This is a genomic window from Pseudomonas sp. B21-009 (genome assembly GCF_024749345.1).
In the GTDB taxonomy this organism is placed as follows: Bacteria; Pseudomonadota; Gammaproteobacteria; order Pseudomonadales; family Pseudomonadaceae; genus Aquipseudomonas.
In genome coordinates this window covers 1,688,940-1,712,970 of sequence record NZ_CP087199.1, presented here as the reverse complement: position 1 = coordinate 1,712,970, position 24,031 = coordinate 1,688,940, and the positions used below count along the sequence as shown (strand labels likewise).

At 63.0% G+C, this 24,031-nt stretch carries 28 protein-coding genes; 2 read left to right on the top strand and 26 right to left on the bottom strand.

From position 1 onward, the window contains the following. Window positions 1-3 precede the first annotated feature (3 nt). Genes ccmE through ccmA form a run of 5 tightly spaced genes read right to left on the bottom strand, consistent with a single transcriptional unit; the run spans window position 4 to window position 2,746 of the window. The gene (gene ccmE / locus LOY34_RS07945; protein ID WP_045200340.1) at window positions 4-459 is read right to left on the bottom strand and encodes a cytochrome c maturation protein CcmE; all 456 of its coding nucleotides are present in this window, start codon (window positions 457-459) and stop codon (window positions 4-6) included. Continuing rightward, window positions 456-632: a heme exporter protein CcmD gene (ccmD, locus tag LOY34_RS07940; protein WP_038996352.1), complete on the bottom strand. Its 177-nt coding sequence runs from the start codon at window positions 630-632 to the stop codon at window positions 456-458. Before ccmD ends, ccmE begins: the two co-directional genes overlap by 4 nt. Next, window positions 629-1,405 carry a heme ABC transporter permease gene (locus tag LOY34_RS07935; RefSeq protein ID WP_038996353.1) on the bottom strand — a complete coding sequence of 259 codons (777 nt, stop codon included), beginning with the start codon at window positions 1,403-1,405 and terminating at the stop codon, window positions 629-631. Before LOY34_RS07935 ends, ccmD begins: the two co-directional genes overlap by 4 nt. A gap of 43 nt (window positions 1,406-1,448) precedes the next feature. Next, a complete protein-coding gene (ccmB, locus tag LOY34_RS07930) occupies window positions 1,449-2,117 on the bottom strand; it encodes a heme exporter protein CcmB (RefSeq protein WP_026001415.1) in 669 nt (222 codons plus the stop codon). Next, window positions 2,114-2,746 carry a cytochrome c biogenesis heme-transporting ATPase CcmA gene (gene ccmA, locus LOY34_RS07925; RefSeq protein WP_045200338.1) on the bottom strand — a complete coding sequence of 211 codons (633 nt, stop codon included), beginning with the start codon at window positions 2,744-2,746 and terminating at the stop codon, window positions 2,114-2,116. The genes ccmB and ccmA overlap by 4 nt, the downstream gene beginning before the upstream one ends. Window positions 2,747-2,909: 163 nt before the next feature. Between ccmA and LOY34_RS07920 the strand changes: the two genes are divergently transcribed. Then, window positions 2,910-4,478 (top strand): flagellar hook-length control protein FliK, encoded by a 1,569-nt coding sequence (locus tag LOY34_RS07920; RefSeq protein ID WP_045200336.1) that lies wholly within the window; start codon window positions 2,910-2,912, stop codon window positions 4,476-4,478. Then, a complete protein-coding gene (locus LOY34_RS07915; protein ID WP_045200334.1) occupies window positions 4,475-4,807 on the top strand; it encodes an EscU/YscU/HrcU family type III secretion system export apparatus switch protein in 333 nt (110 codons plus the stop codon). The genes LOY34_RS07920 and LOY34_RS07915 overlap by 4 nt, the downstream gene beginning before the upstream one ends. Window positions 4,808-4,882: 75 nt before the next feature. Here LOY34_RS07915 and LOY34_RS07910 read toward each other — a convergent pair whose 3' ends face one another. The 21 genes from LOY34_RS07910 to fliM form a co-directional block, all read right to left on the bottom strand. Next, complete coding sequence (locus LOY34_RS07910; RefSeq protein ID WP_038996358.1) at window positions 4,883-5,275, bottom strand: DUF2802 domain-containing protein; 393 nt, start codon at window positions 5,273-5,275, stop codon at window positions 4,883-4,885. Window position 5,276: 1 nt separating this feature from the next. Next, complete coding sequence (locus LOY34_RS07905) at window positions 5,277-5,756, bottom strand: chemotaxis protein CheW (RefSeq protein WP_010225041.1); 480 nt, start codon at window positions 5,754-5,756, stop codon at window positions 5,277-5,279. 64 nt (window positions 5,757-5,820) lie between these two features. Beyond that, entirely contained in the window at window positions 5,821-6,687 is an 867-nt protein-coding gene (locus LOY34_RS07900) for a CheW domain-containing protein (protein WP_195883376.1), read from the bottom strand. Continuing rightward, entirely contained in the window at window positions 6,687-7,475 is a 789-nt protein-coding gene (locus tag LOY34_RS07895) for a ParA family protein (protein ID WP_045200330.1), read from the bottom strand. The genes LOY34_RS07900 and LOY34_RS07895 overlap by 1 nt, the downstream gene beginning before the upstream one ends. Window positions 7,476-7,520: 45 nt before the next feature. Further along, complete coding sequence (gene motD, locus LOY34_RS07890; protein WP_045200328.1) at window positions 7,521-8,408, bottom strand: flagellar motor protein MotD; 888 nt, start codon at window positions 8,406-8,408, stop codon at window positions 7,521-7,523. Window positions 8,409-8,411: 3 nt separating this feature from the next. Next, the gene (locus LOY34_RS07885; RefSeq protein ID WP_045200326.1) at window positions 8,412-9,152 is read right to left on the bottom strand and encodes a flagellar motor protein; all 741 of its coding nucleotides are present in this window, start codon (window positions 9,150-9,152) and stop codon (window positions 8,412-8,414) included. After that, window positions 9,152-10,270 (bottom strand): chemotaxis response regulator protein-glutamate methylesterase, encoded by a 1,119-nt coding sequence (locus LOY34_RS07880; protein WP_045200324.1) that lies wholly within the window; start codon window positions 10,268-10,270, stop codon window positions 9,152-9,154. The genes LOY34_RS07885 and LOY34_RS07880 overlap by 1 nt, the downstream gene beginning before the upstream one ends. Window positions 10,271-10,315: 45 nt before the next feature. Next, window positions 10,316-12,547: a chemotaxis protein CheA gene (locus tag LOY34_RS07875; RefSeq protein ID WP_195883375.1), complete on the bottom strand. Its 2,232-nt coding sequence runs from the start codon at window positions 12,545-12,547 to the stop codon at window positions 10,316-10,318. A 12-nt stretch (window positions 12,548-12,559) separates the two neighbouring features. Then, on the bottom strand, window positions 12,560-13,348 hold the full coding sequence (locus LOY34_RS07870) for a protein phosphatase CheZ (RefSeq protein ID WP_045200319.1): 789 nt from the start codon (window positions 13,346-13,348) through the stop codon (window positions 12,560-12,562). Window positions 13,349-13,367: 19 nt separating this feature from the next. After that, window positions 13,368-13,742 carry a chemotaxis response regulator CheY gene (locus LOY34_RS07865; RefSeq protein WP_036990294.1) on the bottom strand — a complete coding sequence of 125 codons (375 nt, stop codon included), beginning with the start codon at window positions 13,740-13,742 and terminating at the stop codon, window positions 13,368-13,370. 103 nt (window positions 13,743-13,845) lie between these two features. Further along, window positions 13,846-14,586, bottom strand: a complete 741-nt coding sequence (gene fliA / locus LOY34_RS07860) for an RNA polymerase sigma factor FliA (RefSeq protein ID WP_010225024.1) — start codon at window positions 14,584-14,586, stop codon at window positions 13,846-13,848. After that, window positions 14,583-15,416 carry a flagellar synthesis regulator FleN gene (gene fleN / locus LOY34_RS07855; protein ID WP_016393812.1) on the bottom strand — a complete coding sequence of 278 codons (834 nt, stop codon included), beginning with the start codon at window positions 15,414-15,416 and terminating at the stop codon, window positions 14,583-14,585. Before fleN ends, fliA begins: the two co-directional genes overlap by 4 nt. 120 nt (window positions 15,417-15,536) lie before the next feature. Next, window positions 15,537-16,847: a flagellar biosynthesis protein FlhF gene (gene flhF, locus LOY34_RS07850; RefSeq protein ID WP_195883374.1), complete on the bottom strand. Its 1,311-nt coding sequence runs from the start codon at window positions 16,845-16,847 to the stop codon at window positions 15,537-15,539. Window positions 16,848-16,858: 11 nt separating this feature from the next. Continuing rightward, entirely contained in the window at window positions 16,859-18,988 is a 2,130-nt protein-coding gene (gene flhA / locus LOY34_RS07845) for a flagellar biosynthesis protein FlhA (RefSeq protein WP_045200310.1), read from the bottom strand. 132 nt (window positions 18,989-19,120) lie between these two features. After that, the gene (flhB, locus tag LOY34_RS07840) at window positions 19,121-20,257 is read right to left on the bottom strand and encodes a flagellar biosynthesis protein FlhB (protein WP_045200308.1); all 1,137 of its coding nucleotides are present in this window, start codon (window positions 20,255-20,257) and stop codon (window positions 19,121-19,123) included. A 2-nt stretch (window positions 20,258-20,259) separates the two neighbouring features. Continuing rightward, the gene (gene fliR / locus LOY34_RS07835; protein WP_045200306.1) at window positions 20,260-21,036 is read right to left on the bottom strand and encodes a flagellar biosynthetic protein FliR; all 777 of its coding nucleotides are present in this window, start codon (window positions 21,034-21,036) and stop codon (window positions 20,260-20,262) included. A 7-nt stretch (window positions 21,037-21,043) separates the two neighbouring features. Beyond that, the gene (gene fliQ, locus LOY34_RS07830) at window positions 21,044-21,313 is read right to left on the bottom strand and encodes a flagellar biosynthesis protein FliQ (RefSeq protein WP_045200304.1); all 270 of its coding nucleotides are present in this window, start codon (window positions 21,311-21,313) and stop codon (window positions 21,044-21,046) included. Window positions 21,314-21,334: 21 nt separating this feature from the next. Then, the gene (gene fliP / locus LOY34_RS07825) at window positions 21,335-22,087 is read right to left on the bottom strand and encodes a flagellar type III secretion system pore protein FliP (RefSeq protein ID WP_038996372.1); all 753 of its coding nucleotides are present in this window, start codon (window positions 22,085-22,087) and stop codon (window positions 21,335-21,337) included. Then, entirely contained in the window at window positions 22,087-22,539 is a 453-nt protein-coding gene (fliO, locus tag LOY34_RS07820) for a flagellar biosynthetic protein FliO (protein ID WP_195883373.1), read from the bottom strand. Before fliO ends, fliP begins: the two co-directional genes overlap by 1 nt. Then, a complete protein-coding gene (gene fliN / locus LOY34_RS07815) occupies window positions 22,540-23,010 on the bottom strand; it encodes a flagellar motor switch protein FliN (RefSeq protein ID WP_093385593.1) in 471 nt (156 codons plus the stop codon). A 46-nt stretch (window positions 23,011-23,056) separates the two neighbouring features. Continuing rightward, window positions 23,057-24,025, bottom strand: coding sequence for a flagellar motor switch protein FliM (gene fliM, locus LOY34_RS07810; protein WP_045200301.1), 969 nt, complete (start codon window positions 24,023-24,025; stop codon window positions 23,057-23,059). Window positions 24,026-24,031 lie beyond the last annotated feature (6 nt).

Here is a 24,031-nt window from a genome sequence, read left to right as displayed (position 1 = left end):
CATTCATGGCTTGGCTCCGGCATCGGTGGCGACCTGGCCGCTTTCCTTGAGGGCCTTGGTGACCTCTGGCGGCATGTATTTCTCGTCGTGTTTGGCCAGCACTTCATCGGCCACTACCACGCCTTCGGCGTTGAGCTTGCCTAGGGCGACGATGCCCTGCCCTTCGCGGAACAGGTCGGGGAGGATGCCGCGGTAGGTGATTGGCACCGATTTGTTGAAGTCGGTGACCACGAAGCGCACGTCCAGCGAGTCGCCGGAGCGTTGCAGCGAGCCTTTCTCGACCATGCCGCCAGCGCGGATGCGGGTGTCCAGCGGCGCTTCGCCGTTGGCGATCTGGGTCGGGGTGTAGAACAGGTTGATGTTCTGTTGCAGGGCACTCAGGGCCAGGCCCACGGCAATGCCAATCCCGGCCAGCAGGCCGAGGATGATGAACAGACGCTTTTTACGCTGCGGATTCACGGCTTGTTCTCCCGGCGCAGACGGCGCGCCTGTTCTTGCAAATAACGGCGCTTGGCGCGCACCGGCGCGGCGACGTTGAGGGCCAGCACCAGCAGGCAGATGCCGTAGGCCGACCAGACGTACAGGCCGTGATGGCCCATGGCGAGAAAATCACTGAAGGAGGCAAAGCTCATCGCGCCATCTCCCGACCCAGGCTGTTCAATACCTCCTCCTTGACCCAGCTGGCGCGCGCCTCGCGCTTGAGTACTTCAAGGCGCATGCGCAACAACAGCACGGCGCCGAAGAAGCAGTAGAAACCCAGCACCGTCAGCAGCAGCGGCAGCCACATCTCGGCGGGCATCGCCGGCTTTTCGGTGAGGGTGAAGGTGGCGCCCTGGTGCAGGGTGTTCCACCACTCCACCGAGTACTTGATGATCGGGATGTTGATCACCCCGACGATGGCCAGCACCGCGCAGGCCTTGGCCGCGCTCTCACGATTGCTGATGGCATGGCTCAGGGCAATGAGACCGAAGTACAGAAAAAGCAGGATCAGCATCGACGTCAGTCGCGCATCCCAGACCCACCAACTGCCCCAGGTCGGCTTGCCCCAGATGGCGCCGGTGACCAGCGCCACGGCGGTCATCCAGGCGCCGATGGGCGCCGCGCATTGCAGGGCGACGTCGGCGATCTTCATCTTCCACACCAGGCCCACCACCCCGGCCACCGCCAGCATCACGTAGCAGGACTGGGCAAGCATCGCCGCCGGCACGTGGATGTAGATGATCCGGAAGCTGTTACCTTGCTGGTAATCCTGGGGCGCGAAGGCCAGGCCCCAGACAACGCCGATGCCGATCAGCAGGATGGCGGCAATCGCCAGCCACGGCAGCATCCGCCCGCTGATGGAATAGAACCATTTGGGTGAACCCAGTTTGTGAAACCACGTCCAGCTGATTGCGCTGCTTTTCATCACGGTACATCCAGGGTCTTTGCTGGGCTGGGCCCAGACCTCATTATTCGCCGACGCTGATCTTCAGGCCAGCCGCTATTGCAAAGGGTGCCAGAGTTACTGCCAGGGCGGTCAGGCTGCCAAGCCAGAGCAGATAACCGGTCGCCGGCATAGCTTGCAGTGCCGCCTGCAAGGCGCCACTGCCCAGGATCAATACCGGGATATATAACGGCAAAATAAGTAGCGCCAGCAGCAGGCCGCCACGTTTCAAGCCGACTGTCAGGGCCGCACCCACGGCGCCCAACAGGCTCAGTACCGGGGTACCGAGCAAGAGCGATGCCAGCAGTACCGGCAGGCACGCCGCAGGCAAACCTAGCATCAGTGCCAGCAAGGGTGCCAACAATACCAGTGCCAGGCCGGAAAAGGCCCAGTGTGCCAGCACTTTCGCCAGCACCAGAAGAGGCAGGGGGTGCGACGAAAGGACCCACTGTTCGAGCGAGCCATCCTCGAAATCACTGCGGAAAAGCCCGTCCAGCGAGAGCAGAACCGATAAAAGCGCTGCCACCCAGACCAGCCCCGGAGACAAGGTTTGCAACAATTGAGTCTCGGGTCCGACCGCCAACGGGAACAGCGCAACGACGATCGCGAAGAACACCAGCGGGTTGGCAAGCTCGGCGGGACGTCGGCACAACAGGCGCGCTTCACGGCGCAACAACAGCACAAAGACACTCATGCGGCCCACTGCCCCAGGTTCAGTTCACGGTAACCGGACGGCTTGCGCTCCAGCGTGTGGTGGGTGGTCAGCACGACCATGCCGCCCTGCTCGCAATGGGCGGCCAGGTGCGCTTCGAGCTGGGCCACGCCCTGTTTGTCGAGGGCAGTGAACGGTTCGTCGAGAATCCACAGCGGCGGGCTGTCCAGGTACAGCCGGGCCAGGGCCACGCGGCGTTGCTGGCCGGCCGACAGGGTGTGGCAGGGGACGTCTTCGAAGCCGCGCAGGCCGACCGCTTCAAGGGCCGTGCGGATCGCCGCCGGCGCTGCCGGGCGATGCAGGGCGCAGAGCCAGGCGAGGTTCTCTTCGGGGCTGAGGACATCCTTGATGCCGGCGGCGTGGCCGATCCACAGGAGGATCCGCGCCAGTTCGTTGCGCTGTTCGGCCAACGGCTTGCCGCTGACTAGAATCTGCCCGGCGGTCGGGCTCATGAGCCCGGCCATCAGGCGCAACAGGCTGGTCTTGCCACTGCCGTTGGGGCCGCTGATCTGCAGCATGTCGCCTGCGCCCAGGTGCAATTCGAGGTTTTCGAAGAGCATTCGCCAGTCGCGCTCGCAGGCCAGGCCCACGGCTTGGAGATGAGGGGTCACGGTTTCGCCTTATGCTTGGGATGCCTGTCTCAAGTCGGTCCCGGCCTTGCCGTTATACTGGCAACGACGATGTGGCCCGGCCGCGCTGATCGCCAAAGATCGGGCGGCATTATACATGTGATGTCCTACTGCAAAGAGGGCTATTTCAACAGGTTGCGAGCGGATGACAGGCGAAATCAACAACCTCGGCACACAGATTCCGGCCAGCCCGCAGCTACGCTCGGCGATGACCGGCGAACTGCTGCGCCTGCTGCAACCGCAGCAGGCCCTGCTGGCCCCGGGCGAAACCGCCAAGGCCGAGGTCTTGGCCCTGCGCCAGGTCGGCCAGGACTTCCAGATGCTGCTCAAGCTGACCCAGGACAACGGCAAGCAAACCAATGTCCAGGCCAGCAGCACCCTGCCCCTGGCCCAGGGCAGCCAGCTGGCGGTCACCCAGAGCAGCAATGCCAACCTGAGCATTACAGTGCAGCAAGCCATCGCCAGCAGCGTCGCCACCCTGACCCGCATCGACACCCGCGAGCTGCCGGTGGGCACCCTGCTGCAAGGCAAGGTCGTTACCAGCCAGGCATTGCCGGCAAACGCCGGCCAATTGGCGCAGTTTCGCTCGCTGGTCACTTTGCTCGGCGGCCCGCAGGCCGGCGCCACCCTGGCCATCGACAGCCCGCGTCCGCTAACGGTGGGCAGCTTGCTCAGTGCCCGGGTGCAGGGCGATCAGTCGCTGAGCTTCGTGCCGCTCAGCGGCCGCCAGGAACAACTGGCAATCAGCCAGCAATTGAGCAGCCAGCAGAGCCGCCAAGCCTCACTGCAGGGTTTGCTCAGCGCCCTGCAGCAGGTGCGCAGCGATAACAATCAGCCCGCCGAGGTACGCGTCAACGTCGACAAGTTGCTGGCCAGCCTGCCGGATGTGCGTCAGCTCAGCGACCCTAAAGGCCTGGCCCAGGCCCTGAGCAACAGCGGCGTGTTTCTTGAGGCCAAGCTGCTGGCCGGGCTGCCCGCGACACTCGCACCTGACCTCAAGGCGCAGGTGACGCGCCTGGTGGCGCAACTGCTGCCGGGGCTGCCGGGCAACGCCACCTTCAACCCCGCCGCGGCCGCCAGTACCCTGGCCCAGGTCATGCCCGGCATGGTCCGCAGCGCCCTGGGCATGCTCGGCCAGGTCAGCCCGCGGCCACAGCCCGGCGGCTTCCCCCTGCCCTCACGGTCATTGCCAAGCCAGGATGGGGAAGGCGACCTCGAGCACCTGTTGCGCCTGGCCGCCTCAGCCATCTCGCGCCTGCAAAGCCATCAGTTGGCAAGCCTTGAGCAGACCGGCACCACCGCCGATGGCAACCTGCAAACCACCTGGCAACTGGAAATCCCCCTGCGCAACGGTCAGGACTTCATGCCGCTGCAAATGAAGCTGCAGCGCGAAGAAACCCCGGAGCAGCAAAGCGACCCGGAACGTGAGCGTCGCGATCCTCTGGAAATGCTCTGGCGCATTGAGCTGGCCTTCGATCTCGATCCACTGGGGCCACTGCAGGTGCAGGCGCAAATCACCCAGGGCAGCCTGTCGAGCCAGCTATGGGCCGAACGGCCGAGCACTGCGCAATTGATCGAAAGCCAGCTTGGCAACTTGCGCGAACGCTTGCTGGCCCGTGGCCTGAACGTTACCGAACTGCACTGCCATCACGGCACACCGCCCCAGGGGCCGCGTACGCACCTGGAACAACGATGGGTGGATGAACAGGCATGAGCGACAAGAACCCACGCCAGGCCATCGCCCTGACTTACGACGGTCAGCAGGCCCCGACCCTCAGCGCCAAGGGCGACGACGAGCTGGCCGAGGCAATCCTGAAGATTGCCCGCGAGCATGAAGTGCCGATCTACGAGAACGCCGAACTGGTGCGCCTGTTGGCGCGCATGGAATTGGGCGATCAGATCCCCGAGGCCCTGTACCTGACCATCGCCGAAATCATCGCCTTTGCCTGGCAGCTCAAGGGCAAGGTGCCGGTGGGGTTTGTCGACGAGGGGCCGCAGGAGCGCGATATCACCCCTACCGACCTGAGATTGCCGGGTACCTGAAAGCATCGCGGGGCAAGCCCGCTCCCACACAAGGTGTAGGAGCGGGCTTGCCCCGCGATTGATTCACTGCAACCCTCAGCTGCGGTGCAACTTGCTCATCAACTCCGCCTCAGCCTGGGTCAAACCACAGGACTGGGTCAGCTCATCGACGCTGGCACCCATGCCCACCAGCCGCGCCGCTTGCGCAAACGACAGGCTGTTGGGGTCACGCTGCTCCAGTTGCAGGAGCTTGTCCGGCAAGGGCGCAACCACCGCGCGCAGCTCGTGCAGGGCTTCGCCCATACGCACGCTGCCGTTCTGGTAGTCGTCCAGGCTTTTGGCCAGGTCCTTGATGCGCTGGTCACGCACGGCATCGCCCTGGGCCTGTTGCGCGGCCAGCTCGCGCTGGCGCTTGCTGTAGTTCAGGAAGAACCACAGGCTGACCGCCCAGAGCAGCGCCAGAAATATGACTGCAACCTCGAGGATCAACTCAGATGTTCTCCAGCTCGGACCACTCTTCCTCGGTCATCATCTTGTCCAGCTCGACCAGAATCAGCAGTTCGTTGTTCTTGTTGCACACGCCCTGGATGAACTTGGCCGATTCTTCGTTGCCGACATTCGGCGCGGTCTCGATTTCCGACTGACGCAGGTAAACCACTTCGGCAACGCTGTCGACCAGGATGCCGACCACTTGCTTGTCGGCTTCGATGATGACGATACGGGTGTTGTCGGTGATCTCGCTGGACAGCAGGCCGAAGCGCTGGCGGGTGTCGATCACGGTGACCACGTTACCGCGCAGGTTGATGATGCCCAGCACGTAGCTCGGGGCACCCGGGACCGGGGCGATCTCGGTGTAGCGCAGGACTTCCTGCACCTGCATCACATTGATGCCGTAGGACTCGTTGTCCAGTTTGAAGGTCACCCACTGCAGGATCGGATCTTCGGAACCTTGTGCAGACGATTTTTTCATTCCCCTATCCCTCAAATTCCGCCATCGGCGGTGTGCTCAGTGCGGTCGCGGCAGATGCGGCCGATTATTTATGGGTGGTGTGCAGTTGCTTGACTGCGCCGCTGGCGATCAACTCGGCCAGCTCGGCGACGTCGAGCAACGCGCACATGTGTTCAATCACGGTGCCGGCCAGCCATGGCCGCTGGCCACGCTGGCTGCGCCACTTGATCTCGTTGGGGTCCAGGCGCAGCGAACGGCTGACCTGATGCACCGCCAGGCCCCATTCGTAACCCTGGACCGAAATCACGTACTGTAGGCCCTGGCGAAAGTCGTCCCGGTAACGGTCGGGCATGACCCAGCGGGCGGTATCCAATACCTTGAGGTTACCGCTCTGGCTCGGCAGGATGCCAAGGAACCAGTCAGGCTGGCCGAACAGCGGTGTCAGTTCATGGCCGGCCAGCGAGTAGATCGAGCCCAGGCACACCAGCGGTACTGCCAGAGTCAGGCCGGCAACATCGAACAGCAGGCATTCGAACGGCTCGGCAGCCCAGGCCGGACGGCCATCGATGGTGGCCGGCGGTACCGGTTGATTGGGCGCCGGCGGCAGGTGCACGTCGACCAATGGCTCGACCGGTGCAACCTGGGCAACCTGGGCAACCTCAGGCACTTCGACCACAGGCTCCAGCACCGGCTCGACAACCGCTGGCAAGGTCAGCGGCAATACCGGCCGAGGCGGTTCGGCAAACGGCAGTGGCTCGGGTTTTACCACGGCCTGGGCCGCCACCTGGGCATCGCGGGCCTGCTCTTCGCGCACAGCCGCCTGGAATTCGTCGGGCTCAACCGAAACCGGCAGCACCTCGTCAAGTTCTTCGGTGGCCTCCTGCAGCAAGCCATCGAGGTAGCTCTGCAAGGCCATCTGCGGCCGGCTGGCAAGCTGTTGAGGGCGATTCATCAGGCCACCTGCAAGGCAAGGTTCTGCGTCAGCAGGTGCTTGAGCAAGGCGCGGTAAGCCACCACGCCGCGGCTTTTGCCGTCGAACTGCGAGGGTGTCAGCCCAGCCCGGCTGGCGTCACGCAGGCGCGTGTCGACCGGGATGTAGCCTTGCCAGATATGCTCGGGGTAAGCGTCGCGCAGCACCCGCAAGGTACCCATCGAGGCCTGGGTCCGGCGGTCGAACAGGGTCGGCACGATGTGGTAAGGCAAGGCCTGCTTGCGCGAGCGGTTGACCATCGCCAGGGTGCTGACCATGCGCTCCAGGCCCTTGACCGCCAGGTACTCGGTTTGCACCGGGATCACCAACTGCTGGCTGGCCGCCAGGGCGTTGACCATCAGCACGCCGAGCAACGGCGGGCTGTCGATGATGGCGTAGTCGAAATCCTGCCAAAGCTGCGCCAGAGACTTGGCGATCACCAGGCCCAGGCCACTCTGGCCCGGCGACTGGCGCTCAAGCACGGCCAGGGCTGTGCTCGAGGGCAGCAGCGAGATTTTCTCGTCGCTGGTGGGCAACAGCAATTGCCCGGGCAAGCCCTCGGGCACCGTGCCCTTGTGCAGGAACAGGTCGTAGCAACTGTGCTCCAGCGCATCGGGGTTGTGCCCGAAGTAGCTGGTCATCGACCCGTGCGGGTCGAGGTCGACGACAACCACGCGCTTGCCCGCCTCGGCCAGCAGGCCGGCCAGGGCGATGGACGTGGTGGTCTTGCCGACTCCACCTTTTTGATTGGCTACTGCCCAGACTCTCATTGCGTTGCTTCCTCCCGGTACGGCAGCCTGCCCTGCCGGGATCGGTTATAGGGTCGGTGACGGGGAATTGACGCGATTGTCGCCCACCGTCGGTGCTACCGCTGGCGGTGCAGTTTGTGTGCCAGCCCGCTTCATCGCCGCGTCCGGGGTGGCATTGGCGCTGCCAGTGCCAGTCAGGCTGCGGCGTACTTCGAGGTTGCGCGAGATCACCAGCACCACCCGTCGGTTGCGCGCCCGGCCTTCGGCGCTGTCGTTGGCGGCGATCGGCTGGAACTCGCCATAGCCGACCGATGCCATGCGCGCCGGGTTCACCCCTTCCATCGCCAGCAGGCGGACGATACTCGCCGCCCGTGCCGATGACAGCTCCCAGTTGGTCGGGTACTGCGCGGTGCGAATCGGCAGGTCGTCGGTAAAGCCTTCGACGTGCACCGGGTTGGCGAACGGCTTGAGGATCTTCGCCACCTTCTCGATGATGTTGAACGCGACGTCGCTTGGCATGGCGTCGCCGCTGCCGAACAGCAGCGAGGAATTGAGTTCGATCTCGACCCACAGCTCGTTGCCGCGCACGGTCATCTGGTCGGACTTGATCAGGTCGCCGAAGGCGTCGCGCACGTCATCGGTGATGGTCTTGAGCGGGTCGCTACTGGTTTGCGCCAGGCCCGCATCGACCTGCTCGCTGTCCTTGATCAACGGCTCGGCCGGCTTGACGCTGAGCGGGCGCTCGTCGCCAATGGGGATCGGCTTCATGCTCCGCTCGGGGTCGTTGAACACGCCGATCAGCGCCTGGGAAATGACCTTGTACTTGCCCTCGTTGATCGACGAGATCGAATACATGACCACGAAGAAGGCAAACAGCAAGGTGATGAAGTCGGCGTAGGACACCAGCCAGCGTTCGTGGTTTTCATGCTCTTCGGGTTGTCGACGGCGCGCCATGTGTTACTCCATGAAGCCCTGAAGCTTCAGCTCGATCGAGCGCGGGTTTTCGCCTTCGGCGATCGACAGCAAGCCTTCCAGAAGCATTTCCCGGTAGCGCGACTGACGCAGGGCCAGGGCCTTGAGCTTGTTGGCGATCGGCAGCAGGATCAGGTTGGCACTGGCAACACCGTAAATGGTGGCGACGAAGGCCACGGCAATGCCGTTGCCCAACTGCGACGGGTCAGCAAGATTGCCCATGACGTGAATCAGGCCCATCACCGCACCGATGATACCGATGGTCGGCGCATAGCCGCCCATGCTCTCGAACACCTTGGCGGCCTGCACGTCGCGGCTTTCCTGGGTGTAGAAATCCACCTCGAGAATGCTGCGAATGGCTTCCGGCTCGGCGCCGTCGACCAGCAACTGCAGACCTTTGCGTGCGTACGGGTCCGGCTCGGCATCGGCGACGCCTTCCAGGCCCAGCAGGCCTTCCTTGCGTGCGGTCAGCGACCAGTTGACGACCCGGTCGATACCGCCAGCCAGGTCGACCCGTGGCGGGAACAGGATCCAGCGCACGATCTGCAGCGCGCGCTTGAAGGCGCTCATCGGCGATTGCAGCAAGGCCGCCGCCAGGGTGCCGCCGAGCACGATCAAGGCCGCCGGGCCATTGAGCAGTGCCGACAGGTGGCCGCCTTCGAGGTAGTTGCCGCCCACAATGGCGACAAAGGCCAGGATGATCCCGATAAGGCTCAAGACATCCATCAGACGCAGGCCTCGACCAGGTGCTTGCCGATCTCGTCCAGGCCATACACGGCGTCTGCCAGGTTGGCTTTGACGATGGCCATGGGCATGCCGTAGATCACGCAGCTGGCTTCATCCTGGGCCCACACGGTGCTGCCGCCCTGCTTGAGCAGGCGCGCACCTTCACGGCCGTCGGCGCCCATGCCGGTGAGCACCACCGACAGCACCTTGTCGCCATAGGACTTGGCCGCCGAACCAAAGGTGATGTCCACGCACGGTTTGTAATTCAGGCGCTCGTCGCCCGGCAGGATCTTCACCGTGCCGCGGCCGTCGACCATCATCTGCTTGCCGCCAGGGGCCAGCAGGGCCAGGCCCGGGCGTAGCATGTCGCCGTCCTCGGCCTCCTTGACGCTGATCTTGCACAGCTTGTCGAGGCGCTCGGCAAACGCCTTGGTAAAAGCCGCCGGCATGTGCTGGATCAGCACGATCGGCGCCGGGAAGTTGGCCGGCAACTGGGTCAGAACCCGCTGCAGGGCAACCGGGCCGCCGGTGGAAGTACCGATGGCAACCAGCTTGTAGGGTTTGCGCTTGGGTGCCGGCGAAGCACTCGATGCTGGCGCAGCCGCTGCGCGCACAGGTGCTGCGGCGCGTGGTGCAGGCGTGCTGCCCAGGCTGCTGACGGCAGGTTGCGCGGCTGGCTGCGGCGCGGGCGCCGGGCTTGCGTAGGCACTGAAACGACGGTTGCTGCGGGAAATGGTATGAACCTTTTCACACAGCAGTTGCTTGACCTTCTCGGGGTTGCGCGAGATGTCTTCGAAGTTCTTCGGCAGGTAGTCGACCGCACCGGCATCCAGCGCATCGAGGGTGACGCGGGCGCCTTCGTGGGTCAGCGAGGAGAACATCAGCACCGGGGTCGGGCAACGCTGCATGATGTGACGCACGGCGGTGATGCCATCCATCATGGGCATTTCGTAGTCCATGGTGATGACATCGGGCTTGAGCGACAGCGCCTGGTCGATCGCTTCCTTGCCATTGGTCGCGGTACCGACGACCTGGATAGTCGGGTCCGCTGAAAGAATTTCCGAGACGCGGCGGCGGAAGAAACCGGAATCATCCACCACCAGGACCTTGACTGCCATAAACACTCCATTAGGGGGCGCGGCATGTGAGCCGCGCCACCAGAATCAAATACGCCGGGCGGCGTAACGCTTGAGCATGCTCGGTACGTCGAGGATCAGCGCAATGCGCCCGTCACCGGTAATGGTGGCGCCCGACATGCCCGGGGTGCCCTGGAGCATCTTGCCCAGCGGCTTGATGACCACTTCTTCCTGGCCCACCAGTTGATCGACGACGAAGCCGATCCGCTGGGTACCCACCGAAAGGATCACCACATGGCCCTCGCGCTGCTCTTCATGAGCGGCCGAGCTGACCAGCCAGCGCTTGAGGTAGAACAGCGGCAAGGCCTTGTCACGCACGATCACCACTTCCTGGCCGTCGACCACGTTGGTGCGCGACAGGTCGAGGTGGAAGATCTCGTTGACGTTGACCAGCGGGAAGGCGAACGCCTGGTTGCCGAGCATGACCATCAGCGTCGGCATGATCGCCAGGGTCAGCGGCACCTTGATGACGATCTTCGAGCCCAGGCCCTTGGTCGAGTAGATGTTGATCGAGCCGTTGAGCTGGGAAATCTTGGTTTTCACCACGTCCATGCCCACGCCACGCCCGGACACGTCGGAAATCTCGGTCTTGGTCGAGAAGCCCGGGGCGAAGATCAGGTTGTAGCACTCGGTCTCGCTCAGGCGATCGGCGGCGTCCTTGTCCATCACTCCGCGCTTGACCGCAATGGCCCGCAGCACGTCGGCGTCCATGCCCTTGCCGTCATCGGAGATCGACAGCAGGATGTGGTCGCCTTCCTGTTCGGCCGAGAGCACTACCTTGCCGCCGCGGGACTTGCCCGAGGCTTCGCGCTCTTCCGGGGTTTCGACGCCATGGTCGACGGCGTTGCGCACCAAGTGCACCAGCGGGTCGGCCAGGGCCTCGACGAGGTTCTTGTCGAGGTCGGTCTCTTCGCCGACCAGCTCCAGGTTGATTTCTTTCTTCAACTGCCGGGCCAGGTCGCGAACCAGGCGCGGGAAGCGTCCGAAGACCTTCTTGATCGGCTGCATGCGGGTTTTCATCACCGCGGTCTGCAGGTCGGCGGTCACCACGTCGAGGTTCGACACGGCCTTGGACATGGCCTCGTCGCCACTGTTCAGGCCCAGGCGCACCAGGCGGTTACGCACCAGCACCAGCTCGCCGACCATGTTCATGATCTCGTCGAGCCGCGCGGTGTCTACCCGTACGGTGGTTTCGGTTTCGCTGGCAGGGTGCTTTTCGGCAGCCGGAGCGGCCTGGCGTGCAGGTGCAGGCGCCGCAGCCGCTGCTTTGGCCGCAGGGGCTGGCGCAGCAGCTGGCTTGGCGGCAGGTGCTGGCGCAGGCTTGGCCGCTGCTTTCGCAGGTGCTGCGCTGGCAGCTGGTGCAGCCGTGGCTACTGCGTCCGGCGCAAACTTGCCCTTGCCGTGCAGTTCGTCGAGCAGCGCTTCGAACTCGTGCTCGGAGATGTGATCGCCAGCCGCGGCAGGCGCGCAGGCTTCCACAGGCGCGGCAGCAGCGCCCGGCAGTGCATCGACGGCAAAAGTACCCTTGCCGTGCAACTGGTCGAGCAGCGCTTCGAATTCATCGTCGGTGATGTCGCCACTGACATCGCCAGCGGCAGCTGCAGCAGCCGGTGCTTCAGCCGCGCCGCCGAGGTTGTCGGCGGCGAACTGGCCCTTGCCGTGCAACTGGTCAAGCAGCGACTCGAACTCGGCGTCGGTGATTTCGTCACCGGCAGGCTCGGCGTCCTGGGCTTGTGCCTCGGCCTTGACTGCATTGAGCGAGTCGAGCAGTTGTTCGAATTCGGTGTCGGTGATGTCCGCCTCGGCCTCGGCCGCCGGCGCTTCAAGCACCTCGGGCTCAGCGGCAGGGGCTGGTGCTTCGTCTTCCCCGGCAGGCTCGGCCAGGCGCGACAGCGCCGCCAGCAGCTCTGGGGTCGCCGGGGTGATGTCGCTGCGCTCGCGAACCTGGCCGAACATGCTGTTGACCGTGTCCAGGGCTTCCAGGACCACGTCCATCAGTTCGGAGTCGACGCGTCGGGCACCCTTGCGCAGGATGTCGAACACGTTTTCGGCGATATGGCAGCACTCCACCAGCTCGTTGAGCTGGAGGAAGCCGGCGCCCCCTTTTACAGTGTGAAAACCGCGAAAGATCGCATTGAGCAGGTCGGCATCATCCGGTCGGCTTTCCAGCTCGACCAATTGCTCGGACAGTTGCTCAAGAATTTCGCCGGCTTCTACCAGGAAATCCTGAAGGATTTCTTCATCGGCGCCGAAGCTCATTAAACGTGCTCCCTAAAAACCCAGACTGGACAGCAGATCGTCGACATCGTCCTGACCGGACACAACGTCTTCACGCTTATCGGCATGAATCTGCGGACCTTCACCCCGAGTCGGATGTTTTTCTTGATCTTTTTCAGCGCGCAGCTGCTGGTGGTCATGTTCGATACCGGCAAAACGGTCAACTTGACTTGCCATCAGCACGAGCTTGAGCAGATTGCTTTCTACTTCGGTGACCAGCGCCGTGACGCGTTTGATCACCTGGCCGGTCAGGTCTTGGTAGTCCTGAGCCAGAAGAATGTCATTGAGGTGGCTGGCGACCTTGCGGTTGCCCTCCTCGCTGCGCGTCAGGAAACTGTCGACACGCTTGGCCAGCTCACGGAACTCCGGTGCCGCCACTTCGCGGCGCATGAAGCGCTGCCAGTCGACACTCAGCGCCTTGGCCTCGTCGCTCAGTTCGTTGAGTACCGGCGTGCTGGCTTCGACCAGGTCCATGGTGCGGTTGGCCGCGCCCTCGGTCAGCTTGACCACGTAGGACAGGCGTTCGGTCGCATCGGTGATCTGCGACACTTCCTCGGCTTGCGGCATGTGCGGGTCGATCTGGAAACTGACGATCGCGCTGTGCAGCTCGCGGGTGAGTTTGCCGACTTCCTGATACAGGCCAAGGTCACGGGTCTGGTTCAGCTGATGGATCAGTTGCACCGCGTCGCCGAACTTGCCTCGTTCAAGGCTGTCGACCAGTTCCCGGGCGTGTTTCTTGAGTGTCGACTCAAACTCGCCCAAGGATGATTGTGTTTGCTCCATAGCGCCCCCGTGGCGTACCTCAGCTATTGACGCGCTCGAAGATCTTTTCGATCTTTTCTTTCAGCACCTGGGCAGTGAACGGCTTGACCACGTAGCCGTTGACCCCGGCCTGGGCGGCTTCGATGATCTGCTCGCGCTTGGCTTCGGCAGTCACCATCAGCACCGGCAGGTGCTTGAGGCGCTCATCGGCACGCACTTTGCGCAGCAGGTCGATACCGGACATGCCAGGCATGTTCCAGTCGGTCACCAGAAAGTCGAAATGACCGCTTTCGAGCATCGGCAGTGCGGTGTTGCCGTCGTCGGCTTCCTGGGTGTTGGTAAAGCCCAGATCACGCAACAGGTTCTTGATGATCCGCCGCATCGTCGAAAAGTCGTCCACGATGAGGATTTTCATGTCTTTGTTCAATTAGACCTCCAAGCAGTCTTTAACGCGTTCAGCGCGGAACGCGCATTCAATCAATTCGGCACTACGTTTCACGACTGCATCGAACCTGCGTTCAACGCGCCCGCCATTCCCCCAGGCGACCACGCAAACGTGCCGCGCACTGGCTGTGCAACTGGCTGACACGCGACTCGCTCACCCCCAGGACCTCACCGATCTCCTTGAGGTTGAGCTCTTCGTCGTAGTACAGCGCCAGGACCAGACGCTCGCGTTCCGGCAGGTTGGCGATGGCATCGGCCAGGGCTGCCTGAAAACGCTCGTCTTCCAGATCGCGCGAAGGCTCGAGCTGGGCACTGGCACCGTCCTCGTGCAGGCCTTCATGTTCGCCGTCCTGCAACAGGTCGTCGAAACTGAACAGGCGGCTGCCCAGGGTGTCATTCAAAATCCCGTAATAATCATCGAGACTCAATTGAAGTTCGGCAGCAACCTCGTGATCTTTAGCGTCACGGCCGGTTTTTGCTTCAATTGCACGAATCGCGTCACTGACCATGCGGGTATTGCGGTGTACCGAACGCGGCGCCCAGTCGCCCTTGCGCACTTCATCGAGCATGGCGCCACGGATGCGGATGCCGGCGTAGGTCTCGAAACTGGCCCCCTTGCTGGCGTCATACTTGTTGGCGACTTCGAGCAGGCCGATCATCCCGGCCTGGATCAGGTCCTCCACCTGCACACTGGCCGGCAGACGTGCCAGCAAGTGGTAGGCGATGCGCTTGACCAGCGGCGCGTAACGCTCGATCAGTTCGTACTGGGCGTCACGCGAAGCCTTGCTGTACATCCGATAACCACTGGCGTTCATAGCACCGGACCCGCACTCGTCGGTTGCACCAGGCGCTCGACGAAGAACTCCAGGTGCCCCCGTGGGTTGGCAGGCAGCGGCCAGCTATCGACCTTCTGGGCAATGGCCTTGAATGCCAGCGCGCACTTGGAACGCGGGAAGGCTTCATAGACCGCTCGCTGCTTCTGCACCGCCTTGCGCACACATTCGTCGTAAGGCACCGCACCGACGTATTGTAGGGCGACATCGAGGAAGCGATCAGTGACCTTGGTCAACTTGGCGAACAGGTTGCGCCCTTCCTGAGGGCTCTGGGCCATGTTGGCGAGGACGCGGAAGCGGTTCATGCCGTAATCGCGGTTGAGCAGCTTGATCAGCGCGTAGGCGTCAGTGATCGAAGTGGGCTCGTCGCACACCACCAGCAGCACTTCCTGGGCGGCGCGGACAAAACTGACTACCGAGTCACCGATACCTGCAGCGGTGTCGATCACCAGCACGTCGAGGTTGTCGCCGATCTCGCTGAAGGCCTGGATCAGGCCGGCGTGCTGGGCCGGGGCCAGGTGCACCATGCTCTGCGTGCCCGAGGCCGCCGGCACGATGCGCACACCGCCGGGGCCTTGCAGCAGCACGTCGCGCAGTTCGCAACGGCCTTCAATGACATCGGCCAGGGTGCGCTTGGGCGTCAGGCCCAGCAGCACATCAACGTTGGCCAGGCCCAGGTCGGCGTCCAGCAGCATGACCCGACGGCCAAGCTCAGCCAGCGCCAATGACAGGTTCACTGACACGTTAGTCTTGCCAACGCCACCTTTGCCGCCGGTCACGGCGATCACCTGTACGGGATGCATGCTACCCATGTTTGTTCTTTACCTTGTCTTACTTAGACCGAGGCCACATGACTGGGCTGCGCTTTCAACACCTGAAAAATGCCTGGCAGACCATTGATGTAGGTACTTTGCAACGTATTCATATTCCCCTCAGCCCACGCGTTTGCCGGAGCTGTGGTAGAGATCAGCGAACATGTCGGCCATGGCCTCTTCGCTGGGCTCGTCCTGCATCTGCACGCTCACTGCGCGGCTGACCAACTGGTGCCGGCGCGGCAGGTGCAGGTCGTCAGGAATGCGCGGGCCATCGGTAAGATAGGCCACCGGCAGTTCGTGACTGATTGCCAGGCTCAATACTTCGCCGAGGCTGGCGGTTTCATCTAGCTTGGTCAGGATGCAACCGGCCAGGCCGCAGCGCTTGTAGCTGTGGTAGGCGGCGGTCAGCACCTGTTTCTGGCTGGTGGTTGCCAGTACCAGGTAATTCTTGGCCTGAATCCCGCGCCCGGCAAGGGTTTCCAGCTGCATGCGCAGCGCCGGGTCGCTGGCTTGCAGGCCGGCGGTATCGATCAGTACCACGCGCTTGCGCAGCAGCGGGTCGAGGGCCTGGGCCAACGACTGGCCCGGGTCGACGTGAGTAACCGAAACGTTGAGGATCCGCCCCAGGGTCTTGAGCTGCTCCTGGGCGCCGATACGGAAGCTGTCCATGCTCACCAGGGCCAGGTTCTGCGCGCCGTACTTGAGCACGTAGCGCGCGGCGAGCTTGGCCAGGGTGGTGGTCTTGCCCATGCCGGCCGGACCGACCATGGCAATGACACCGCCTTCTTCGATCGGTTCGATTTCCGGCACCTGGATCATCCGCGCCAGGTGCGCCAGGAGCATGCGCCAGGCGTGACGCGGCTCTTCGATTTCGGTGGTCAGCTCGAGCAGTTCGCGGGCAATCGGCCCGGACAGGCCAATGCGCTGCAGACGGCGCCAGAGGTTGGCCTGCTGCGGCTTGTTGCCCTGCAACTGGCTCCAGGCCAGCGAGCCGAGCTGTACTTCAAGCAGTTCGCGCAGGCCCGACAGCTCCGAGCGCATCGAGTCGAACAGGCGCGGGTCGATGGGTGCCGCAGCCGGTGCAGCAGGCACGACCGGCGCTTCGACCTGCGGGTCGACCAGCGGCTCGGAAGCGGTCAGCGGCAAGCCGGCAAACAGCTGGCGATTGCCATCTTCACTCTCGCTACGGCTGCTCAGCTCGGCCTGGGCGGTGACGATGCGCGACTGGGTCTTGCGCAGCTCGTCTTCGAGCTCGACATTCGGCACCCGTGGCGCCAGGGCGGACAGCTTGTAGTCCAGCGCAGCCGTCAGCTCGACACCGCCAGCAATCCGTCGGTTGCCAATGATGGCGGCATCGGCCCCCAGCTCATCGCGAACCAGCTTCATGGCCTGACGCATATCGGCGGCGAAAAAACGCTTAACTTGCATAACCCACTACCTCAGCCGTTCGGGCCCACTGTGGCGACGATGGTAACTTGCTTGTTGTCAGGTATTTCCTGATACGCCAAAACATGCAAATTCGGTACAGCCAGGCGACCGAAGCGCGACAGCATGGCTCGTACCGGTCCTGCGACCAGGAGGATCGCCGGCTGCCCTTGCATCTCCTGACGCTGGGCGGCTTCGATCAACGAACGCTGAAGCTTTTCGGCCATGCTCGGCTCCAGAAGAACACCGTCTTCCTGGCCTTGCCCAGCCCTTTGCAAACTATTGAGCAAAATCTGTTCCAATCTTGGCTCAAGGGTGATCACAGGCAGCTCGGACTCAACGCCGACAATGCTTTGCACGATAGCGCGACACAATCCGACGCGCACCACCGCCACCAGTGCGGCGGTATCTTGACTCTTGCCCGGGTTGTTGGCGATGGCTTCGGCAATGCTGCGAATGTCACGCACCGGAACCTGCTCGGCGAGCAATGCCTGCAGCACTTTGAGCAGGCCCGACAAGGAAATGACGCCCGGCACCAGCTCTTCGGCAAGTTTGGGCGAAGCCTTGGCCAGCACCTGCAGCAGTTGCTGCACTTCTTCGTGGCCGATCAGCTCATGGCAGTGCTTGTGCAGAATCTGGTTGAGGTGGGTGGCGACCACCGTACTGGCGTCCACCACCGTGTAGCCCAGCGACTGCGCCTGGCTGCGCTGGTTGACGTCGATCCAAACCGCTTCCAGGCCAAAGGCCGGATCGCGGGCGGCAATACCATTGAGGGTACCGAACACCTGCCCGGGGTTGATCGCAAGCTCGCGGTCCGGGTAGATCTCGGCCTCGGCCAGGATCACCCCCATCAAGGTCAGGCGGTAGGCACTGGGCGCCAGGTCGAGGTTGTCGCGAATGTGCACCGTGGGCATAAGAAAACCCAGGTCCTGGGACAGCTTCTTGCGCACGCCCTTGATCCGCGCCAGCAACTGGCCGCCCTGGTTGCGGTCCACCAGCGGAATCAGCCGGTAGCCGACCTCAAGGCCGATCATGTCGATCGGGGTGACGTCATCCCAGCCCAGCTCCTTGGTTTCCATCGCGCGCTGTGGCGATGGCAGCAGGTCCTGCTGGCGCTGCACTTCTTCCAGGGCCTTGAGCTTGGCCTGGTTCTGCTTGCGCCACACCAGATAGGCACCGCCGGCGGCCAGCAGGCCGAGGCTCAGGAAGGCGATGTGCGGCATGCCCGGCACCAGGCCCATGACGATCATCAGGCCAGCCGACACCGCCAGGGCCTTGGGTGAATCGAACATCTGCCGGTTGATCTGCTTGCCCATGTCCTCGGAGCCCGAGGCGCGGGTGACCATGATCGCCGCCGCGGTGGACAGCAACAGCGAGGGCAACTGCGCCACCAAACCGTCACCGATGGTCAACAGTGCATAGACCTTGCCGGCGTCGGCAAAGGTCATGTTGTGCTGGAACATACCGACGGCCATGCCGCCGATCAGGTTGATGAACAGGATCAACAGGCCGGCGATGGCGTCACCGCGAACAAACTTGCTGGCACCGTCCATCGAACCATAGAACTCGGCCTCGCCGGCCACTTCGGCGCGCCGCGCCTTGGCCTGGGCCTGGTCGATCAGACCGGCGTTGAGGTCGGCGTCGATGGCCATCTGCTTGCCGGGCATGGCGTCGAGGGTAAAGCGCGCGCTCACCTCGGAAATACGCCCGGCACCTTTGGTGACCACCACGAAGTTGATGATCATCAGGATCGCGAAGACGACGATACCGACCACGTAGTTACCGCCGATCACCACCTCGCCGAAGGCCTGGATCACCTTACCGGCGGCCTCGTGGCCGTCATGGCCGTGGAGCATCACCACCCGCGTGGACGCCACGTTGAGCGCCAGGCGCAACAGCGTCGCCACCAGCAGGATGGTCGGGAACGCGGCGAAGTCCAGCGGGCGCAGGGCGTAGACGCAGACCAGCAGGACCACGATCGACAAGGCGATGTTGAAGGTGAAGAACACGTCGAGCAAAAACGGCGGGATCGGCAACATCATCATTGCCAGCATCACCAGCAGCAACAGCGGCACACCCAGGTTACCCCGGCCTAGACCGACCAGGTTGCTACGGGCACTGTTGATTAACTGAGAGCGATCCACCGGTATTCCTCGTTAGCTCAAGCAAAACTTTGACGCGTTTGAGGCGCGCAGCGCTGCCTTTGCAAGAAGCTTTCCAACTTTGCCAAACGAGGTGGTTTGAGTGGCTCGGGGCTGCTGCGCAGGCAGCGCCGATCAGGAATCGCGACGCAAATCCGGCGGGATCGGCAGATCCTTGAGCGGCTCCGGCGGCTTGCCCTTGCCGGCGCGATACTGGCGGATCTGGTAGACGTAGGCCAGCACCTGGGCCACTGCCAGGTACAAACCGGCGGGAATCTCTTCTTCAAGCTCGGTGGAGTAGTAGATCGAACGCGCCAGCGCCGGCGATTCGAGCACCTGGATCTTGTGCTCGTTGGCGATCTCGCGAATTTTCAGGGCGATGAAGTCGGCACCCTTGGCCAGCAGCAGCGGCGCCGCGCCCTTCTCCGGGTCGTACTTGAGCGCCACGGCATAGTGGGTCGGGTTGGTGATGATCACGTCCGCCTCAGGAATCGCCGCCATCATCCGCCGCTGCGAAGCCTCGCGCTGCAGTTGGCGAATGCGTTGCTTGACCTCGGGCTTGCCTTCGGAGTCCTTGTACTCGTCGCGCACCTCTTGCTTGGTCATTAGCAGCTTCTTGTGCGCCTGCCAGAGCTGGATCGGCACGTCCACCGCGGCAATGATCAACAGCCCCGCTGCCATCCACAGCGCACTCCAGCCAACCACCTGGACGCTATGGATGATCGCCTGTTCCAGCGGCTCGTTGGCAATCGCCAGCAGGTCATCGCGATCAGCCGACAACACCGTCAGGGCGACGATCAGAATCATGAAGAACTTGGCCAGCGCCTTGAGCAGCTCGGACAAGGCGTTGACCGAGAACATCCGCTTGATCCCCGATAGCGGGTTCATGCGGCTGAACTTCGGTGCCAGGGAGCTGCTGGAAAACAGGAACCCCCCCAGCGACACCGGGCCGATGATTGCCGCAATCAGCAGCACCAGCAATACCGGCTGAGTCGCGAGCAAGGCCATCTTGCCGGAAGCCATGAGGAAAATGCCCATGGACCGCTCATCGATGAGCACCTCGCGGGACAAGCTGAAATTGATGCGCATCAGCTCCATCAGGGTTTGCGCCAGGCCACCGCCAAACGCCAGCAGCGCTCCAGCGCCCGCCAGGGTCACCGCGACCGTGTTGAGCTCCTTGGAACGGGCAATCTCGCCCTTCTCGCGCGCGTCCTTCTTGCGCTTGTCGGTGGGGTCTTCTGTTTTGTCCTGACCGCTTTCGCTTTCTGCCATGCTCAGCGCGCCCGTGCCAGTTCACGCAGCCACTGCAAGGCTTCGGAAGCCAGTGACTGATAGTGAGGAAGAATATCGGCCAGGGTGATCCAGAAGATCACCATCCCCAGCACCAGGGTCAGCGGAAAGCCGATGGAAAAGATGTTCAACTGCGGCGCCGCCCGGGTCATCACGCCAAAGGCAATGTTGACCACCAGCAACGCGGTCACCGCCGGCAATACCAACAGCATGGCTGCACCCAGCACCCAACCCAGGCGCCCGGCCAGGTCCCAGAAATGATTGACCAGCACACCGCCGCCCACCGGCAAGGTGGTAAAGCTCTCGGTCAGCACCTCGAAGACCACCAGATGGCCGTTGATGGCAAGGAACAGCAAGGTCACCAGCATGGTCAGGAACTGGCTGACCACCGCCACGTTGACACCGTTGGCCGGATCGACCATGGAGGCGAAGGCCATGCCCATCTGGATTGCGACGATCTGCCCGGCGATCACGAAAATCTGGAAGAACAGCTGCAGCGCCATACCAAACACGGCGCCAATGATGATCTGCTCGGCCACCAGCAACATTGCCCTGAGATCCAGCGATTCGACCACCGGCATCGGCGGCAGGCCGGGAACGATGACTACGGTGATTGCCAGAGCGAAATACATGCGGATACGTGTCGGCACCAGGGTGGTACCGAAAATAGGCATGGTCATCAGCACCGCCGTGACGCGAATCAACGGCAGAATGAAACTGGCCACCCAGGCGCCGATCTGCGCGTCGGTCAGCTCAAGCATCGCCGGGTCAACCGATCAGCTGCGGAATGCTGCCGTACAACGACAGAATGTATTCCATGAATTTCTGCACCAGCCACGGGCCAACCACGATCAGCGTCACCAACATCACCAGCAGGCGCGGCAGGAAGCTCAGGGTCTGTTCGTTGATCTGCGTGGCAGCCTGGAACATCGCCACCACCAGGCCCACCAGCAGGCTTGGCACCACCAGGATGGCAACCATCAAGGTGGTCAGCCACAACGCATCGCGAAACAGGTCGACAGCCACTTCAGGGGTCATGGACTTCTTCTCCTCGCGGCGTCAGACGCCGCCGAAACTGCCGGCCAGGGTACCCATGATCAGCGCCCAGCCATCGACCAGGACGAACAGCATGATCTTGAACGGCAACGAGATGATCAGCGGCGACAACATCATCATACCCATGGCCATCAGCACACTGGCGACCACCAGGTCGATGATCAGGAACGGGATGAAGATCATGAAGCCGATCTGGAACGCGGTCTTGAGCTCCGAGGTGACGAATGCCGGCACCAGGATGGTCAATGGCGCCTGATCGGGGCTGGCGATGTCGGTGCGCTTGGACAGGCGCATGAACAGGTCCAGATCGCTCTCGCGGGTCTGCGCCAGCATGAAGTTCTTCAGCGGTGCCTGGGCCTTGCTGATCGCATCCTGGGCGCTGAGTTTCTCTGCCAGGTACGGCTGCACGGCCTCCTGGTTGATGCGGTCGAACACCGGCGCCATGATGAACAGGGTCAGGAACAGTGCCATGCCGTTGAGGATCTGGTTTGACGGCGTCTGTTGCAGGCCCAGGGCCTGGCGCAGAATGGAAAAGACGATGATGATGCGGGTAAAGCTGGTCATCAGCACGACGAACGCCGGGATGAAACTCAGCGCGGTCATGATCAGCAGGATCTGCAGGCTGACCGAATACTCCTGCTGGCCGTCAGCCCCGCTGGACAGGGTGATCGCCGGGATCGACAGTGGATCAGCCGCCAGGGCCAGCGGCGCCGCCAGCATCAGCAGCAGCGTCAACATCATGCGCAACGCGCCCATCACGACCTTCCCTTCTGATCCTTGCCCATCAGCTCCATCAGCCGCTGGGCGAATTCTGGTGTTGCCTGGCGCGCACTGGCGGGCACTTCAACCGGCTCGGCCATGACATGCAAGGCCTCGATGGTGCCTGGCGAATGGCCGATGAGGATCTGCTCCTTGCCGACCTGGATCAGCAACAGCCGATCACGCGGCCCCAGCGAACGGCTACCGAGGATCTCGATCACCTGGCCACTGCCGGGCGCGGCGTTCTGCACCCGGCGCAGCAGCCAGGCGAGGACGAAGATCAACCCCAGCACCAGCAGCAGCCCCAGCACCAGCTGGGTCAACTGCCCTGCCGCGCTGCCACTGCTTGCCGGTACCACTACCGCAGCCGCCGGCTGCGTGGTAGCCAGGGCGACATCCACGTACAGGCCGCAGGCCAGGCCCAGGCCGTTGCGCAGGAGCTTGCTCACTCAGCGCAGCTTCTTGATGCGTTCGCTCGGGCTGATCACGTCCGTCAGGCGGATGCCGAACTTTTCGTTGACCACCACCACTTCGCCGTGCGCAATCAGAGTGCCGTTGACCAGCACGTCCAGCGGCTCGCCGGCCAGGCGGTCGAGCTCGATCACCGAACCCTGGTTGAGTTGCAGCAGGTTGCGGATGTTGATCTCGGTACTGCCGACCTCCATGGAAATGCTCACCGGAATATCCAGGATCACATCCAGGTTCGGACCATCGAGGGTGACCTGTTCGTTGCTGCGCGGCGAACTGCCGAACTCTTCCATGGCCAGGCGGCTGGACGCCGGTGCGCTGGCGGCGCTATCGGCAGCGAGCAAGGCGTCGATGTCGGACTGGCCGGCATCGCCGGTTTCTTCCAGGGCCGCAGCCCATTCATCGGCCAGGGCCTGGTCCTCCGGGGAGGTGATGTCGTTTTCGTTAGCCATTTTGTCCTCGACGGGCAATCAATTCGGAGTTGGAACCGCGAGCGCCTCAGCGGCGCTCGATCGGATCGATAATCTGCAGGGCCAGGGTGCCCTTGTGCGAACCCAGCTTGGCCTTGAACGACGGCACGCCGTTGGCCCGCAGGATCAGTTCGTCCGGCAGCTCGACCGGAATCACGTCGCCCGGCTGCATGTGCAGGATGTCGCGCAGCTTCAGCTGGCGACGGGCAACCGTGGCGCTGAGCGGCACGCTGACGTCCAGCACGTCTTCGCGCAGGGCCTTGATCCAGCGCTCGTCCTGGTCGTCCAGATCGGACTGGAAACCGGCATCGAGCATCTCGCGCACCGGCTCGATCATCGAGTACGGCATGGTCACGTGCAGGTCGCCGCCACCGCCATCGAGCTCGATGTGAAAGGTCGAAACCACCACCGCCTCGCTCGGCCCGACGATGTTGGCCATGGCCGGGTTGACCTCGGAGTTGATGTACTCGAAGTTGACCGGCATGATCGCCTGCCAGGCCTCCTTGAGGTCAACGAAGGCCTGGTCGAGGACCATGCGCACCACGCGCAACTCGGTCGGGGTGAACTCGCGACCTTCGATCTTGGCGTGACGACCGTCGCCACCAAAGAAGTTATCCACCAGCTTGAACACCAGCTTGGCGTCGAGGATGAACAGCGAGGTACCGCGCAACGGCTTGATCTTCACCAGGTTGAGGCTGGTGGGCACGTACAGCGAATGCACGTACTCGCCGAACTTCATCACCTGCACGCCGCCGACCGCCACGTCCGCAGAGCGGCGCAGCAGGTTGAACATACTGATGCGGGTATAGCGGGCAAACCGCTCGTTGATCATTTCCAGGGTCGGCATGCGACCGCGGACGATCCGATCCTGGCTGGTCAGGTCATAACTTTTGACACTGCCGGGCTCGGCATTGCTTTCGGTTTGCACCAGACCATCGTCGACGCCATGCAGCAAAGCATCGATTTCATCCTGGGACAGCAGGTCCTGCACGGCCATCTGGGG